Origin of the sequence: Amycolatopsis sp. NPDC047767 (assembly GCF_040704195.1) — a bacterium.
Classification (GTDB): Bacteria; Actinomycetota; Actinomycetes; order Mycobacteriales; family Pseudonocardiaceae; genus Amycolatopsis.
Map to the genome: position 1 here is coordinate 110138 of NZ_JBEYSJ010000004.1, position 14248 is coordinate 124385.

A 14248-nucleotide genomic window follows, 5' to 3' on the forward strand; every position below is an offset into this window, starting at 1 on the left:
AAACCCATGACAACGACGGCTGAACGCAGCGTTCCCAAGCCCGTCTTCACCGATGCCGAGGCGGGCGCCAAGGAGTTCCCGGACTCCGAGGCGAGGCGATTCAACTACTACACCCCGAAAAAGCGCAAGCAGAGCCACTACGAGGACGTCACCGTCGAGGTGCAGCCCGACCCGCGGCACTACTTGAGCCAGGGCTGGCTGTACGGCTTCGCCGATGGCAAGGGCGGTTACCCGCTCGAGTGGACCGCGCTCAAGGCCTGGGGTTCCGACCGGCCCGTGCCCGTGCGCAGCCCCGGCTCCGGCGGCCAGGGCTACCCGTGGCCGGCGCACGGCTGGCACGAGTTCCGCGACCCCAACGAGGAGTGGGAGCTCACGCTCTACCGCTACAACGCCAACGTGGTGCGCCAGCTCAACCAGAACATCGACGCAGCGCGGCAGTCGAAGGCGTTCGAGCAGTGGAACCCCAACTGGGTCAGCTTCGTGTCACAGCACATCGGCGCGTGGATGCACGTGGACCACGGCCTCGGGCTCTACCTGTTCGCCAACGCCAACCGGCGCGCTCCCACCAACATGCACAACAACGCGATCTCCGTGAACAGCATGCACCGCATCCGCGCGGCGCAGGACCTCGCGCTGTACAACCTCACTCTGTCCGAGGAGATCGAGGGCTTCGACGGCACCGCGCACCTCGCGACGTGGAACGAGGACCCCGCGTGGCAGGGTGTGCGGGACACCGCCGAGGCGCTCACGGAGATCTGGGACTGGTGTGAGGCGATCTTCGCCGCGAACATCGTGTTCGAGCCCCTCGTGGGAGAGCTGTTCCGCAGCCGGCTCGTGCAGCAGGCGGCGCCGGCCAACGGCGACTTCGTGACCCCGACGCTGATCGGCGCGGAGGAGTTCGACTTCTCCGAGCGCGACCTGCGCTACACGAAGGCGATGTTCGAGCTGCTGGTCAACGACAGCGAGTTCGCCGACCACAACCGCGCGCTGATCGACAAGTGGCTCTCGGCGTGGGTGCCCAAGTGCCTTTCGGCCGCACGCACGATGCAGCCGCTGTGGTCGCAGCCCGACGCCAAGCCCATGCGGTTCGAAGACAGCCTCGACCGCGCCAAGAGCCGCTTCGGCGGCATCCTGTCCGACCTGGGTCTGCAGGCACCGAAGGAGCTGAGCCAGTGACTGTCTTCAAAACCGCGGAAAGCCCGTTCAAGTCCGACAACACCGCGTCGAACATGTGCGGCTTCACCCTGATGAACAACCAGGTCGGCGCCATCATCGCCGAGGTCGTGGGCAAGCTCGACAACGTCACCGTGACGCCCCTGCCCTCGATGATCCGCGTGGACGCCGTGGGCCGCATGGACCTCGTCTTCGCCGACGTGGACGAGGCCGCGGGCGAGGAGGAGGGCTGGTTCGACTCCGCGGAGTTCGAGGAGAGCATGTCCACCCACTACGGGCGCATGGTCCACCTCGACGACCGCACCATCATGTTCGCCAACCCCGAGGACGCGGCCGAATACCTCGACTTCGACCTCGTGGCGCGCAAGTAGCCGAGATCGGAGAAGCACAACTCGGCAGAAGCACTCGATTCAGTCCGGGAGGAGCACCGTGTACGAAAAGGACGGCGAAAAGTACTTCGTGGTCGACGGGCACACCCACTTCTGGGATGCCAGTCCCGCCAACTGGGTTCCGGGTCAGGAGGAGTACGCCAAGGGCTGGATCGAGTGCTTCCACGCGTACCAGAGCCTCGGCCCGAAAGAGACCCACTGGCCGATCGAGAAGTTCCAGAAGTACGACGAAGAAACGATGATGTACGACCTGTTCGACGCCGGCCACGTCGACGTCGCCATCTTCCAGCCCACGAGCCTGCGGCAGTGGTACCGCGAAGGGTTCAACACCACTGAGGCCAACGGGGCGCTGGCGGAGAAGTACCCGGGCCGGTTCGTGGTCAACACGAACTGGGACCCCCGGGACGGCGACCCGGGTCTGAAAGGCCTGGAAGAGCGCGTGAAGCGCTGGGGCTGCAAGGGTGCGAAGCTCTACACCGCCGAGTGGTACGGCGACTCGCGCGGCTGGAGCCTGCGGGACCCGGAGGCCTCGCGCTACCTGGAGAAGTGCCAGGAGCTCGGCGTGAAGAACATCCACGTCCACAAGGGACCGACGATCTGGCCCCTGGACAAGGACGCGTTCGACGTGAAGGACGTGGACTACGCCGCCACGAACTTCCCGGAGCTCAACTTCATCGTCGAGCACGTGGGGCTGCCGCGGATCGAGGACTTCTGCTTCATGGCCACGCAGGAGCCCAACGTCTATGCCGGCCTGTCGGTGGTCATCGGCGGGCTCATGCACGCGCGGCCGCGGTTCTTCGCGAAGGTGATGGGAGAGCTGCTGTTCTGGGTCGGTGAGGACAAGATGCTCTTCGGCGCCGACTACGCCATCTGGGAGCCGAAGTGGCAGGTGGAGGGCTTCGTCGACTGGCAGATGCCCGACGGTGAGGAGTTCTCCGACTACGGGAAGCTCACGGTCGAGACCAAGAAGAAGATCCTCGGTCTCAACGCGGCCCGCCTGTACGGGCTCGACGTGCCCGAAGGTCTCGGGCTCAAGGATCCCGAGACCGTCGAGGCGGTCGGGGTTCCGTCGCCGTGACGGCAGCCGGAACCGCCGGCGCGCGCACCGACCAGACCGCCGCGATCACCGCGGCGGTCTGGTCGGCGCTGGGGACCGTGCGCGATCCCGAGCTGGACCGGCCGTTGACCGACCTGGGTTTCGTGGCGAGCTCCACGGTGGACCCGGGTGGGGAGGCGGTCGTCGAGCTGTGCCTGCCGACGTATTTCTGCGCGCCGAACTTCGCGTTCCTGATGGTGGCCGACTCCTACGACGCCGTGTCGGCGGTGCCGGGCGTCAGCCGGGCCGTGGTGCGCCTGAAGGACCACTTCGCCGCCGACGTGATCAACAAGGGGGTGGCGGCGCGGGCCGGTTTCGTCGGCTCCTTCGGCGACGAGGCGGCCGACGAGCTCGACGGCCTGCGCGCCGACTTCCTGCGCAAGGCCGTGCTCGCCGGCACCGACCGCGTGTGCCGGTCGATGGTGTCCGGCGGCGTGGCCCGCGAACGCCTGGCCGACCTGACGCTCGCCGACGCGCCGCCGACGCCGGACCGCGAGCGGCTGCGGGAGCGCCGCCGTGAGCTGGGTCTGCCCGGCGGCGACGCCGACCCGCTGGTGCTCGACCCGGGCACCGGGCGGGCGGTGACGGCCGACGAGCTGAACCGGCACCTCGGCGTCGCGCGGCTCACGCGCGTGAGCCAGGACGCCAACTCGGGGGTGTGCCGCGGGATGCTGCGCGCCCGTTACCCGGAGGCCACCGACAACCCCGATACGGAGGAGACGCCATGAAGGCGGTCCGGTTGCACGCGTACCACCAGCAGCCCGTGATCGAAGACGTGCCGGAGCCGAAGGTCTCCGGTCCGCTCGACGTGGTGGTGAAGATCGGCGGGGCCGGCGTGTGCCGCACGGACCTGCACATCATCGAGGAGCAGTGGGCCGCGAAATCGGGCGTCGCGCTGCCTTACACGATCGGGCACGAGAACGCGGGCTGGGTGCACGAGATCGGCTCCGCGGTCACCAACGTGGCCGTCGGCGACACCGTGATCCTGCACCCGACGCCGACCTGCGGGCTGTGCCACGCCTGCCGCGCCGGCAACGACATGCACTGCGAGAACAACGCCTTCCCCGGCATCGACACCGACGGCGGGATGGCCGAGTACCTGCTCACCTCCGCCCGCGCGTGCATCAAGCTCGACGCGGACACCCGGCCCGAGGACGTCGCGGCGCTGGCCGACGCCGGCATCACCGCCTACCACGCCGTGCGCAAGGCGGTGCCGCTGCTGCCCCCGGGCACGGTGTGCGTCGTCAACGGCGCCGGCGGGCTCGGGCACATCGGCATCCAGTCGCTGCGGGCGCTGACCGCGACGACCGTGGTGGTCGTGGACCGCAACGTCGACGCCCTGAAGCTGGCCGCCGACCTCGGGGCCGACCACACCGTGGTCGCCGACGGCAGCCACGTCGACGCGGTCCTGGACCTCACCGGCGGCCACGGCGCCGAGGTGGTGCTCGACTTCGTCGCCGAGCAGGGCGCGCAGCAGGACGCGTTCGCCATGACGCGCCGGGCCGGCTCGCACTTCGTGATCGGCTACGGCGGCAACATCGACATCCCGACCATCGACATCATCTCCACGGAACGCAACATCGTGGGCAACCTGGTGGGCACCTACAACGACCTCGTGGAGCTGATGGTGCTCGCGCAGGCGGGCAAGGTCACCTTGCACACCAGGCAGTACCCGCTCGACGCGGCACTCGACGCGCTGGCCGATCTCGACGCCGGCCGCGTGCGGGGCCGCGCCATTCTCGTCCCCTAGCCGATCCAGCCCCATCACACAGGAGGAGCAGCATGGCCAAGGAACTTCGCTTCGGCTCGGAAGCCCGCGACCTGCTGGTGGCGGGTGTGGACAAACTCGCGGAGGCCGTGAAGTCGACGCTGGGCCCCAAGGGGCGCAACGTGATCATCGAGAAGATCACCGGTTCGCCCGTGGTCACCAACGACGGCGTGACGATCGCGCGTGAAGTCCACCTGCGCAACCAGTTCGAGAACATGGGCGCACAGCTGGTGAAGGAAGCGGCGATCAAGACCAACGACGTGGTGGGCGACGGCACCACGACCGCGACCGTGCTCGCCCAGGCGATCGTGGGCGAGGGCATGCGGGCGATCGCCCACGGCGGCAACCCCGTGCTCGTCAAGCGGGGCATCGACGCGGCGGTGGGCCGGCTCGTCGAGCACCTGGAGACGATGGCGCATCCGGTGAAGTCCGAAGAGGACTACGCGCGGGTCGCGGCGATCTCCGCCAACGACGACGGGGCCGTCGGCTCGGTGATCGCCAAGGCGCTGCACACGGTGGGGGAGAGCGGCGTCGTCACGATCGAGGAGTCGCCGCGCATCGGCATGTCGGTGGAGTTCGTGGAGGGCTTCGAGTTCGACAACGGCTACCTCTCGCCGTACCTCGTCACGGATCCCGGGCGCCTGGAAGCGGTGCTCGACGACCCGTACATCCTCATGTGCAGCGAGAAGATCAGCAACGTGCAGCAGCTGATGCCGGTGCTGGACAAGGTGATGCGCAACCCGCGCCCGCTCGTGCTGATCGCGGAGAACGTGGAGGGCACGGCGCTGTCGATGCTCGTGCACAACCACGTGAACCGCACGTTCCAGGCCGTCGCGATCCGGGCGCCGGGCTTCGGCGACCGCCGGCTGCACAAGCTGGAGGACCTCGCGGCCGTGGTCGGCGGGGCCGTGCTGTCGAAGCACTCGGGCTTCACGCTGGAGACGATGAAGCTGGAGCACCTCGGCCGCGCGAAGCAGGTGCGGGTGACGGAGAACGCGACCCAGATCGTCGGGGGCGCGGGGTCGGCCGACGACATCGAGTTCCGCGTGAACCAGCTGCGGGCCGAGCGCGAGCGCGCGCAGTTCGGCATCGACGACGACGTGCTGACCGAGCGGATCGGCGCGCTGACGGGCAAGGTCGCGGTGATCCGCGTCGGCGCCGCGACGCCGGCCGAGCTCAAGGAGCTGCAGCACCGCGTGGAGGACGCGCTCTCGGCCACCCGGGCCGCGATCGCGGAGGGCGTGGTCGCCGGCGGCGGCGCGACCCTGCTGCACGCCGAAAAGGTACTGGAGGGTCTCGACCTCGAAGGCGACTACGCCATCGGCGCCGACATCGTGCGGCGCGCGCTGAGCGCGCCGGCGCTGCTGATCGCCAGCAACGCCGGGTACGCGGCCGAGGAGATCGTGGCGCAGACCCGGAAACTCGGCGACGACGAAGGGTTCGACGCGTTGGTCGGGCGCTTCGGCGACCTCGTCGAGCTCGGCATCATCGACCCGCTGCGGGTGTGCCGGTCGGCGTTGCAGAACGGCGCGTCGGTCGCCGGCCTGCTGCTGACGACGAACTCGCTGATCGCCGAGGAGCAGACGCCGTGGGGCGGCAGCGCGGCGCTGATGACCGAGTTCGGGCCGCTCGACGAGGGCCTGCACCAGCCTTCACCCGACGCGAGCACTCCGCAGTCGCTCGGGATGGGGCCGTCGGTCGGCTGATCCGTTCTCGGTCCGGGCTGCCGATCCGGGCGACTCGACCCCCGCGCACCTCACCCCCGTACGGGTGCGCGGGGGTCTTCCCGTTGAGCGGCACGGAAAGCCGCGAGTGCCCCGGTGAGCGCGAACCGGCCCGGCCCGGTGAAGGCCAGCACCAGCAACGTCCAGCAGAACAGGGCGGCCTGCTCACCGCCGTTCTGGATCGGCAGCACGTCATTCGGCGCGTGGACGGTGAAGTAGGCGAAGGCCATCGACCCCGAGCCGATCAGCGCGGCCGCGCGGGTGCCGATGCCGAGGCACACCAGCGTGCCCGCCACGAGCTGGATGAGCGCCGCCCACCAGCCGGGCCACGAGCCGACCTGCGCGGGGGCGTGGGCGCCGAGGAGGCCGAAGAGGGTTTTCACGCCGTGGCAGGCGAAGAGGAACCCCACGACGATGCGGAAGAGTCCGATCGCGTGGTCGCGGATCGCGTCCAGCCGGTGCATGGTACCTCCACAAAGGACGGTGCCGGGGCGCGGCCGGGCCGACACCCCGGTCGGCTGCCGTAATGGTCCAGACCTATCGGTGCGTGCGACCAGGTATACCGGCTGTGCCGTCCGGCGCGGTACCTGCGAAAGTGTGGCCTCGCGCGTGCGGGGTGCTCAGGCGCGCCGCGGCGGCCAGCCGGACTCGAGGAGATCGAACACGGCGTTGAGCGCGGCGAGGGGGTCGGGCTCGGTGCCCGTGAGGTCGGGGATCTCCAGCACGAAGCGGGCCAGGGCCCTGGCGGCCGTTTCGGTGGTAGGCAGGTCGCTCGCTTCGGCGATCGCTTCCGCCAACGCGTCTTCGCTCGCGATCCAGAGCTTGCGCGCGTACCCGCGCAGGGCCGGCGTGGAGACGATCAGGGCGCGCTTGCGTTCGTACTCCGGCGGCAGTTCGGCCGCGAACGGCCCGCGGCCGGCGAAGAACCGGCGCAGGGCGGCGAGAACGGGTTCGCCGGCTTCCCGCTCGCGCACGGCGGCGACGAGACCTTCGCGGCGTTCGGTGCCGTCGTCGAAGATCAGGGCTTCCTTGCCGTCGGGCACGTGGGCGAACAGCGTGGCGACGGAGACGTCGGCCTCCTCGGCGATCCGCGCGACGGTGACGTGGTCGTAGCCGTGTTCCAGGAACAGGCGCAGGGCGGCTTCGTCGAGCGCCTGGCGGGTGCGGGCCTTCTTGCGTTCGCGTCGTCCGGGCATGAATCTCACGATAGCCAAAACTGGAGTTACTCTGAAATCAGAGTGACTACAGAAACGAGGGCTCGTCATGCCGACCCAGTCCACGATCGCGCTGGTGACCGGCGGCAACGCCGGCATCGGCTACTTCGTCGCCGAGCAGCTCGCCACGGCCGGGGCCGCCGTGGTGCTCGGCAGCCGCGACCCGGTGAAAGCCGCCTCCGCGACCGCGGCGATCCAGGCGCGGCTGCCCGGCGCCCGGGTCACGTCCGTGCGCCTCGACCTCGCCGACCTCGCCTCGCTGAAATCCTCGGCCGACGCCCTCGACGTGCCTCGGCTCGACGTGGCCGTCCTCAACGCGGGGGTGCTCCTCGACGGTCCCGAGCGGCGCGAAACCCCGGCCGGCCACGAGCTGACGTTCGGCACCAACCACCTCGGCCACTTCGCCCTCACGGCCCTGCTGTGGCCGCGGTTGTCGGCCGGTCGCGTGGTGACCACGGGCAGCTTCACGGCCCGCTCCGCGCGTCTCGACCTCGACGACCTGCAGAGCACTCAGGCCTACGCCCCCAAGCGGGCCTACGAGCGCGCCAAACTCGCGCAGATGCTGTTCGGTTTCGAGTTGGCCCACCGTCTCGAGAAGGCGGGCAGCGGGGCCCTCAGCGTCGTGGTCCACCCGGGCGGCGCGCTGGACGCACTGACTCCGTCGCGGCCGCCGGTCCACTCGCGCACCACTGCCCAGCTGCTCCGTACGCTTCCCGCCGGCCTGCTGCTGCAAGGAAAACACGCAGGCGCGTGGTCCGCCGTGCACGCGGCGCTCGACCCGTCCGTCCGGAATGGACAGCTGTGGGGCCCGCGGTCGTTCGGGCTGCGCGGAAAACCGCGCCTCGAAACGCCGAAGGGCCCGCTCGCCGACCCCGCGACGGGCCGTCGGCTGTGGGACTCGAGCGCGGAACTCGCGGGCGTGGACCCGGACTTCGTGACCGCGCCCTGATGGGCGGTCGATGAGGGGATTTGGGCCTTTCGGGTGGTACTGCCCGATGTGCGCCGGTGAAGCGCGGGGTTCGGTTACGGTCGTGCCGACGGGATCGGCGGCGGGAGGCCGGCTGACGCGTGGTCTGTCTTTCCTGGGGAGGAAATCCGCACCGTGACGGGCAAGGTCTACACGTCGGACGCGCCGGACTACACGCAGGCGGTCTTCGAGGCGTACGCGGGCAGCACGAAGGTGGGTGCGGCGCAGACGCGGACGGTGAGCCGGTACGCGGTCTACAAGGAATTTTCGTTCGTGGCCGAGGATCGCGACCTGGTCGGGGGCATCGACCGGATCAAGGTCACGCTGTGCGTGTACGTCCTGTCCGGAAGCACTGTGGCACGCCCTACCAGGCGTGGTGGCCCCAGGCCTGATCACCCGGGAAACGCCGGTCACCGGGGTCCGGTGACCGGCGCGGGGTTCAGCCTGCGGGTGTCACGTCGATGAGGATCTTGCCCGTCGCGCCGTTTTCCGAGGCTTCGTGGGCTTTCGCGGTGTCGGCCAGGGCGAAGCGGTGCACCGGCAGGCCGCGCTCCTCGCCCAGGCGCAGCGCGCCGTCGACGAGGGCCGCGGTGACGTCCTCGGCGCCGGCGCGCAGTTTGTCCAAGCCGACGGTGTAGAGGACCAGGAACTGGTAGCGCGAGTTCAGCCACAGGTTGCGGCCGAACTCGAGGGTGATCCTGCCGGTGCCGCGGTCGTCGCCGTAGGCCGCGACGGTGCCGCGGGTGCGCAGGACGTCGGCGTGCAGCCCGGTGTTCGTGCCGGCGGCGACCTCGACGACGAGGTCCACGCCGTCGGGGGCGATCGCCCGGATCTCGGCCGCCAGGTCGCCCGAGGTGTAGAGCAGCGCGTGGTCCGCGCCGGCCGCTCGGGCGAGGGTGGCTTTGGCCTCGGTGCTGACGGTGGTGAGCACGGTCGCGCCGGCCCAGCGGGCGAGCTGGATGGTGGCGTTGCCGACGGCGCCCGCCCCTCCCGTGACCAGGACGGTGCGGCCCGCGAGCGCGCCCGGGGCGAGCCGCGTCGGCCCGTCCTCGGCGACGGTCAGGGCGCGGTGCGCGGTGAGCGCGGGAATCGCGAAGCCGGCGCCCTCGTCGAAGCCGACCCCGTCGGGCAGGCGCACGAGCCGCTCGGCCGGCAGCACGGTGTACTCCTGCGCCGTTCCGGACGCGGGGGAGTGGGCGGCGGCCAGCAGCACCCACACGCGGTCTCCGGCCGCGAACTCCGTGACGCCCGGCCCGACGGCGTCGACCACGCCGGCACCGTCCTGGTTGGGCACCGCCGGGCCCGCGAGCTCCCCGGGCCCGCGGCGCGACTTCCAGTCCGTGGGGTTCACCGCCGACACGACGATCCGCACGCGAACCTCGCCGGCGCCCGGCCCCGGGACATCCCGCTCCGACACCGACAACACTTCCGGCCCGCCGTGGCGGGTGAACGTGACAGCCTTCATGTCTCGTGCAATCCCGTACCCCCGCGGCCCTATTCCTTGCCCGCCGGAATTTCCTCCCGCCGGGCGTGGGGTTTACCCCACACCGGCGGCTGAGCGGCCGTGGTGGCTGCTCGATGGCTCCGCGGCGCCCCTCACGCGAGGCTTGGACACACGAGCAGCGCCGACGAAAGGAGCGAACGATGGCCACCCACCGCACGCCGGATTCGCACCTCGAACGAGCGGCTCAGGCGCAGTCCGTCGCCACGGCGAACCCGCCGTTGCGCACCGCGGCGCCCGGCTTCACCATGCTCGACCCGGTCCAGGACACGCGCGCGACGAAAGCCGCTGCTGCGCAAGCGATCGCGGTCCTGCGGGAGGCCCTGCACTGACAGGGCGTGCCGCCGCGCCCCTCCCGCACAGCGGCGGCACCCGCGGGCCGGCCATCCCCCCCGTCATGGCCGGCCCGCGGCTCGCGGCGCCCGGCCCGGCGACGGTGACCACACCGGCGCGGGCGTGGGTACGGTGAAGGCCTCCGACCCGGTCGGGAGGGCGCCGTGGAATCTCCCCGTGAAACGCTCGAGCTGATCCTGCACACGGTTCCGCAGCCGGTCTGGGTGATCGACCACGGCGGGGCGATCGTCTACGCGAACCCGGCGGCCGTCGGCGCGCTCGGCTACGGCGACCTCGCCGAGCTGCGCGGGCGCCAGAGCCACGAGACGGTGCACCACCACTATCCGGACGGCTCGCCCTTCCCCGCGTCGGAGTGCCCGATGCTGCGGTCGCGCCAGGCCGGGGAGACCGTGCACAGCGACGAGGACTGGTTCTTCCGGCGGGACGGCTCGATGTTCCCGATCGAGTGGTGGTCGGCCCCGCTGGACCTGCCCGGCGGCCGTGGCGCGGTGCTCGCCTTCGAGGAGACCACGCGGCGCCGTGCGGCGGAGCAGGCCGTGCGCGAGCGGGACGCCGCGCGGATCCGCGCGGCCGAGTCGCGCGCCACCGGCCGGCGCATCGTCGAGAGCGCGACGGCCGCCCGCCGGCAGCTGGCCCGCGACCTGCACGACGGTGCGCAGCAACGGCTCGTCGCGCTGCTCATCGACCTGCAGCTCGCCCGTGAGGAGTTCGCCGCCGCGCCGGAGCGGGTGCCCGGGCTGCTCGACGAGGCCGTCGAGCAGACGCGCGCGGCCATCACCGAGCTGCGGGACCTCGCCGCCGGGATCCACCCGGCCATCCTGTCCGCGCGCGGGCTCCGGTTCGCCGTCGAGGCGCTCGCCTCGCGCGCGGCGCTGCCGGTGGCGGTGACCGGGTCGGTCGAGGTCGAGCTCGCCGAAGGGGTCGAGGCGTGCGCCTACTTCGTCGCCGCCGAAGCGCTCACGAACGCGGTCAAGCACTCGCACGCCTCGCAGGTCACGGTGACCGTGGCGGCGACCGGGCCCCTGCTCACGGTCGAGGTGCGCGACGACGGCGTCGGCGGGGCCGTCGCCGGCGGATCCGGTTCCGGCCTCGCCGGCCTGGCCGATCGCGTCGACGCCCTCGACGGCCGGCTCACCCTGTCCTCCCCGCCCGGCGGCGGAACCGTGCTGCGCGCGGAGTTCCCCCTCTGAACGCGCGAACTGTGGGGACATCCCCATGGCGGGGCCGGGTGCGGGACGGGGACCCTTGAGCTATGCCGCCCACCGCCCTGATCGTCGACGACGACACCGGCTTCCGGCGCGCGGCGCGGCGCCTGCTCGCCGCCCGGGGCTTCGCCGTCGTCGCCGAGGCGGCCGACGCGGGGCAAGCCCTGGCAGCCGCACGGGCCCACCACCCCGACTGCGTGCTCCTCGACCTCCACCTCCCCGACACCGACGGCCTCTCGGCCGCCCGCGCCCTCACCGCCGCCCCCGGCCCGGCGCCCCGGATCCTCGTCACCTCGACCGAGCCGCCCGGCTACACCCCCGCCGACCTCGCCGCAGTCGGCATCATCGCCTTCATCGCCAAGGACCACCTCGCGACGGCCGACCTGCCGACGCTGTTCGGCTTCACGGCCGCCTGACCCCTCGGCGCGGGGACGTCAGCCTCGGTCGTCGAACGGCTCGTCGCTCCAGCGAAACCACGCTTTCCCGTCCTCGACGTGGAGGAGGAACTCGGCCACCGGCCCACGCGACGACAGCAGGCTCAGCGATCCCGTGATGCGCTCGTGGATCCGTTCCCAGGCCTCCACGTGATCGTCCAGACCGGACTCGACCAGCTCCAGTTCTTCGTCGAACAGCGGCTTGACTCCGGCGAAGGCGGGCCGCGCCGCCGAAATTTCCTCGGCACGATCTCCGGAACGCACGACCCCGGGACGTCAGCTCCGCAGGTACCGCAGCACCGCCAGCACCCGCCGGTGCCGGCTGCTCGCCGACTGGTGCAGGCCGAGTTTGCTGAAGATCCCCGTCACGTGGCGTTCCACGGCGGGCACGGTGACCACGAGCTTCTCCGCGATGCCGACGTTGGAGTGGCCCTCGGCCATGAGGGCGAGGACGTCGCGCTCGCGGGGGGTGAGGTCGTCGAGCGGGCTGCCGACGCGTTTGCGCCCGACGAGGCGGGCGATGACGTCCGGGTCGAGGGCCGTGTCGCCGGCGGCGACGCGGCGGACGGCGTCGATGAGGACCGCCGGGTCGGCGACCTTTTCCTTGAGCAGGTAGCCGACGCCTTCCGCGCGGTCGCCGACGAGCTCGAAGGCGTAGCGGTCCTCCAGGAACTGCGACAGGACGATCACCCCGACGTCGGGGTCGGAGGAGCGGATCTCCAGCGCCGCGCGCAGGCCGTCGTCGGTGAGGTCCGGGGGCATGCGGATGTCGGTGATCAGCACGTCGGGCCGGTGCGCGCGGACCTGACGCAGCACGGCGGGCGCGTCGGAGGCCACGCCGGCGACCTCGAAGCCGGCGCGTTCGAGGACGCGCACGATCCCCTCCCGGACCAGGGCCTGGTCCTCGCCGACGACCACCCGGATCCGTTCCGACACCGGCCTCACGCTACCGGGGCCGGTCCGCCCGGGCGCGCCCGGAAAACCCGTCCGGCGGGCGCGGGTGCGGTGCGTGCCGGGGCGGTGACCGGCTGCTGCGCCGCCGGACCGTGACCGCGAACCCCCTTGAACTCTGGCTAACGACGAGTTACCGTCCGCCTAACCAGTATTCACCTCCCGCAAAGAAGCAGGTGGCCCATGTCCGAAGTGGCGACCAACGCCCCGGCCGGCGTGGCCGGGTCCGCCTACACCCGAAGAGAGCGCGGTCTGATCATCGCGGCCGCGGTCAGCGGCTGGGGGATGGAGTACTTCGATCTCGTGATCCTGTCGCTCGTGGCCGGCGACGTCGGGAAGACGTTCGGCGTCTCCACGGCCGCGGTGGGCGCGGTCTTCACCGCGCAGCTCGCGGCCACGGCGATCGGCGGCATCCTGTTCGGCCCGCTGGCCGACCGGTTCGGCCGCCGCCGCGTGCTCACGTGGACGATCTGGATCTTCGCGATCGGCACGGGGCTCGGCGCGCTCGCGCCGAACTTCGGGTTGTTCGTGGTGTGCCGGATGCTCGCCGGGGTCGGCATCGGCGGCGAGTGGGCCATCGGGTTCGCGCTGCTGAACGAGGCGTGGTCGCCCAAGCGCCGCGGGCTCGCCGGCGGCATGGTGCAGGCCGCGATCTGGCCCGCTTACGCGATCGGCATCTTCGTCGCCGGCGCGGTTCCGAACTGGCGCTGGGCCTTCGCCATCGGCGCGCTGCCCGCGCTGGCCGCGGTGGCGATCCGGCTCGCCTGCCCGGAGTCGAAGCAGTGGCTGGAACTGCAGCGCGCCAAGGCGGAGGGCCGGACGGCCGGCACGGCGCAAACCCGAGAGCCCGCCGGACTCGCCTTGCTGTTCAAGAAGAACGCGCTGAAGATGGTCGTGCTCGGCACCGTCGTGGTGTTCGGCGCGCAGTACTCCTACTACGTCTACTCGTCCTGGATGCCGACCTTCCTCAAGACCGGCCTGCACCTGGGCGCGGGACCGACGCAGACGGTGCTCTACGTCAGCGCCGCCATCTCGCTCGTCTCCTACGTCGCGGCGGGCGCGCTCGGCGACCGGTGGGGCCGGCGCAAGGCGCTGCTCGCCTTCGCCTCGGTGCAGCTGGTCGCGTTCATCGCCTTCGCCGTGCTGATCGCCACCGGCGCCGCGACCGGGTCGGTGATCGCGATGTACTTCGTGATCTCGTTCGGGCTCGGCTATTTCGCCGTGTTCGGCACGTGGTTCGGCGAGCTGTTCGCGACGCCGATCCGGGCCACGGGCTCGAGCTTCTGCTACTCGGTGGGCCGCGGCATCGCGAGCTTCGGGCCCGGGATCGTCGGCCTGCTCGCCGCCCGCTACGGCCTCGGCGGCGGCATCTCGACCGGCCTGTTCGCCGTGGCACTGATGATGATCACCGCGCTGTTCCTGGCCGACCGCTCCGGCCGGGCCATCACCGCGGCGGAATGAGGAAGGGGAAC

At 71.3% G+C, this 14248-nt stretch carries 17 protein-coding genes; 12 read left to right on the forward strand and 5 right to left on the reverse strand.

The window, feature by feature from the left end; translation table 11 throughout:
- Positions 1 to 6: 6 nt before the first annotated feature.
- Genes AB0878_RS09260 through groL form a run of 6 tightly spaced genes read left to right on the forward strand, consistent with a single transcriptional unit; the run spans position 7 to position 6132 of the window.
- Positions 7 to 1176, forward strand: a complete 1170-nt coding sequence (locus AB0878_RS09260; RefSeq protein ID WP_366578089.1) for a toluene hydroxylase — start codon at positions 7 to 9, stop codon at positions 1174 to 1176.
- Positions 1173 to 1544, forward strand: a complete 372-nt coding sequence (gene mimD, locus AB0878_RS09265; protein ID WP_366578090.1) for a propane 2-monooxygenase effector subunit MimD — start codon at positions 1173 to 1175, stop codon at positions 1542 to 1544. The genes AB0878_RS09260 and mimD overlap by 4 nt, the downstream gene beginning before the upstream one ends.
- Positions 1545 to 1602: 58 nt before the next feature.
- On the forward strand, positions 1603 to 2640 hold the full coding sequence (locus AB0878_RS09270) for an amidohydrolase family protein (RefSeq protein ID WP_366578091.1): 1038 nt from the start codon (positions 1603 to 1605) through the stop codon (positions 2638 to 2640).
- Positions 2637 to 3386, forward strand: coding sequence for an iron-sulfur cluster assembly protein (locus tag AB0878_RS09275; RefSeq protein ID WP_366578093.1), 750 nt, complete (start codon positions 2637 to 2639; stop codon positions 3384 to 3386). Before AB0878_RS09270 ends, AB0878_RS09275 begins: the two co-directional genes overlap by 4 nt.
- Positions 3383 to 4408 carry an NAD(P)-dependent alcohol dehydrogenase gene (locus AB0878_RS09280; protein WP_366578095.1) on the forward strand — a complete coding sequence of 342 codons (1026 nt, stop codon included), beginning with the start codon at positions 3383 to 3385 and terminating at the stop codon, positions 4406 to 4408. The genes AB0878_RS09275 and AB0878_RS09280 overlap by 4 nt, the downstream gene beginning before the upstream one ends.
- Before the next feature lie 32 nt (positions 4409 to 4440).
- Entirely contained in the window at positions 4441 to 6132 is a 1692-nt protein-coding gene (gene groL / locus AB0878_RS09285) for a chaperonin GroEL (RefSeq protein WP_366578097.1), read from the forward strand.
- 50 nt (positions 6133 to 6182) lie between these two features.
- On the opposite strand, the gene AB0878_RS09290 is transcribed toward groL, so the two are convergent.
- On the reverse strand, positions 6183 to 6614 hold the full coding sequence (locus tag AB0878_RS09290; protein ID WP_366578098.1) for a DoxX family protein: 432 nt from the start codon (positions 6612 to 6614) through the stop codon (positions 6183 to 6185).
- A gap of 156 nt (positions 6615 to 6770) precedes the next feature.
- The gene (locus AB0878_RS09295) at positions 6771 to 7346 is read right to left on the reverse strand and encodes a TetR family transcriptional regulator (RefSeq protein ID WP_366578100.1); all 576 of its coding nucleotides are present in this window, start codon (positions 7344 to 7346) and stop codon (positions 6771 to 6773) included.
- Between the two features lie 67 nt (positions 7347 to 7413).
- Here AB0878_RS09295 and AB0878_RS09300 point away from each other — a divergent pair, with 67 nt between their 5' ends.
- Positions 7414 to 8313, forward strand: coding sequence for an SDR family NAD(P)-dependent oxidoreductase (locus tag AB0878_RS09300; RefSeq protein WP_366578102.1), 900 nt, complete (start codon positions 7414 to 7416; stop codon positions 8311 to 8313).
- Positions 8314 to 8466: 153 nt separating this feature from the next.
- On the forward strand, positions 8467 to 8796 hold the full coding sequence (locus AB0878_RS09305; protein WP_366578104.1) for a hypothetical protein: 330 nt from the start codon (positions 8467 to 8469) through the stop codon (positions 8794 to 8796).
- Here the strand turns inward: AB0878_RS09305 and AB0878_RS09310 are convergent.
- Positions 8771 to 9796: an NADPH:quinone reductase gene (locus AB0878_RS09310; protein ID WP_366578106.1), complete on the reverse strand. Its 1026-nt coding sequence runs from the start codon at positions 9794 to 9796 to the stop codon at positions 8771 to 8773. The two genes, AB0878_RS09305 and AB0878_RS09310, sit on opposite strands and share 26 nt — an antisense overlap.
- Positions 9797 to 9975: 179 nt before the next feature.
- Between AB0878_RS09310 and AB0878_RS09315 the strand changes: the two genes are divergently transcribed.
- The 3 genes from AB0878_RS09315 to AB0878_RS09325 all read left to right on the forward strand — a co-directional run bounded on the left by AB0878_RS09315 (position 9976) and on the right by AB0878_RS09325 (position 11807).
- Positions 9976 to 10164, forward strand: coding sequence for a hypothetical protein (locus AB0878_RS09315; protein ID WP_366578108.1), 189 nt, complete (start codon positions 9976 to 9978; stop codon positions 10162 to 10164).
- Positions 10165 to 10329: 165 nt separating this feature from the next.
- Positions 10330 to 11376, forward strand: a complete 1047-nt coding sequence (locus AB0878_RS09320) for a histidine kinase (protein WP_366578110.1) — start codon at positions 10330 to 10332, stop codon at positions 11374 to 11376.
- A gap of 62 nt (positions 11377 to 11438) precedes the next feature.
- Positions 11439 to 11807 (forward strand): response regulator, encoded by a 369-nt coding sequence (locus AB0878_RS09325; RefSeq protein WP_366578111.1) that lies wholly within the window; start codon positions 11439 to 11441, stop codon positions 11805 to 11807.
- An 18-nt stretch (positions 11808 to 11825) separates the two neighbouring features.
- On the opposite strand, the gene AB0878_RS09330 is transcribed toward AB0878_RS09325, so the two are convergent.
- Both AB0878_RS09330 and AB0878_RS09335 read right to left on the reverse strand, forming a co-directional pair.
- Positions 11826 to 12089: a hypothetical protein gene (locus AB0878_RS09330; protein ID WP_366578113.1), complete on the reverse strand. Its 264-nt coding sequence runs from the start codon at positions 12087 to 12089 to the stop codon at positions 11826 to 11828.
- A gap of 12 nt (positions 12090 to 12101) precedes the next feature.
- Positions 12102 to 12749, reverse strand: coding sequence for a response regulator transcription factor (locus AB0878_RS09335; protein ID WP_366578710.1), 648 nt, complete (start codon positions 12747 to 12749; stop codon positions 12102 to 12104).
- Between the two features lie 210 nt (positions 12750 to 12959).
- Between AB0878_RS09335 and AB0878_RS09340 the strand changes: the two genes are divergently transcribed.
- Positions 12960 to 14237: an MFS transporter gene (locus tag AB0878_RS09340; protein ID WP_366578115.1), complete on the forward strand. Its 1278-nt coding sequence runs from the start codon at positions 12960 to 12962 to the stop codon at positions 14235 to 14237.
- The last annotated feature ends 11 nt before the right edge of the window (positions 14238 to 14248 follow it).

What these genes read in the sequence shown, in the direction of transcription:
- AB0878_RS09290 (WP_366578098.1), bottom strand. Translation starts at nt 6,614, where the DNA reads ATGCACCGGCTGGACGCGATCCGCGACCACGCGATCGGACTCTTCCGC.
- AB0878_RS09340 (WP_366578115.1), top strand. Translation starts at nt 12,960, where the DNA reads ATGTCCGAAGTGGCGACCAACGCCCCGGCCGGCGTGGCCGGGTCCGCC.
- AB0878_RS09295 (WP_366578100.1), bottom strand. Translation starts at nt 7,346, where the DNA reads ATGCCCGGACGACGCGAACGCAAGAAGGCCCGCACCCGCCAGGCGCTC.
- groL (WP_366578097.1), top strand. Translation starts at nt 4,441, where the DNA reads ATGGCCAAGGAACTTCGCTTCGGCTCGGAAGCCCGCGACCTGCTGGTG.
- AB0878_RS09325 (WP_366578111.1), top strand. Translation starts at nt 11,439, where the DNA reads ATGCCGCCCACCGCCCTGATCGTCGACGACGACACCGGCTTCCGGCGC.
- AB0878_RS09315 (WP_366578108.1), top strand. Translation starts at nt 9,976, where the DNA reads ATGGCCACCCACCGCACGCCGGATTCGCACCTCGAACGAGCGGCTCAG.
- AB0878_RS09300 (WP_366578102.1), top strand. Translation starts at nt 7,414, where the DNA reads ATGCCGACCCAGTCCACGATCGCGCTGGTGACCGGCGGCAACGCCGGC.
- AB0878_RS09280 (WP_366578095.1), top strand. Translation starts at nt 3,383, where the DNA reads ATGAAGGCGGTCCGGTTGCACGCGTACCACCAGCAGCCCGTGATCGAA.
- AB0878_RS09310 (WP_366578106.1), bottom strand. Translation starts at nt 9,796, where the DNA reads ATGAAGGCTGTCACGTTCACCCGCCACGGCGGGCCGGAAGTGTTGTCG.
- AB0878_RS09260 (WP_366578089.1), top strand. Translation starts at nt 7, where the DNA reads ATGACAACGACGGCTGAACGCAGCGTTCCCAAGCCCGTCTTCACCGAT.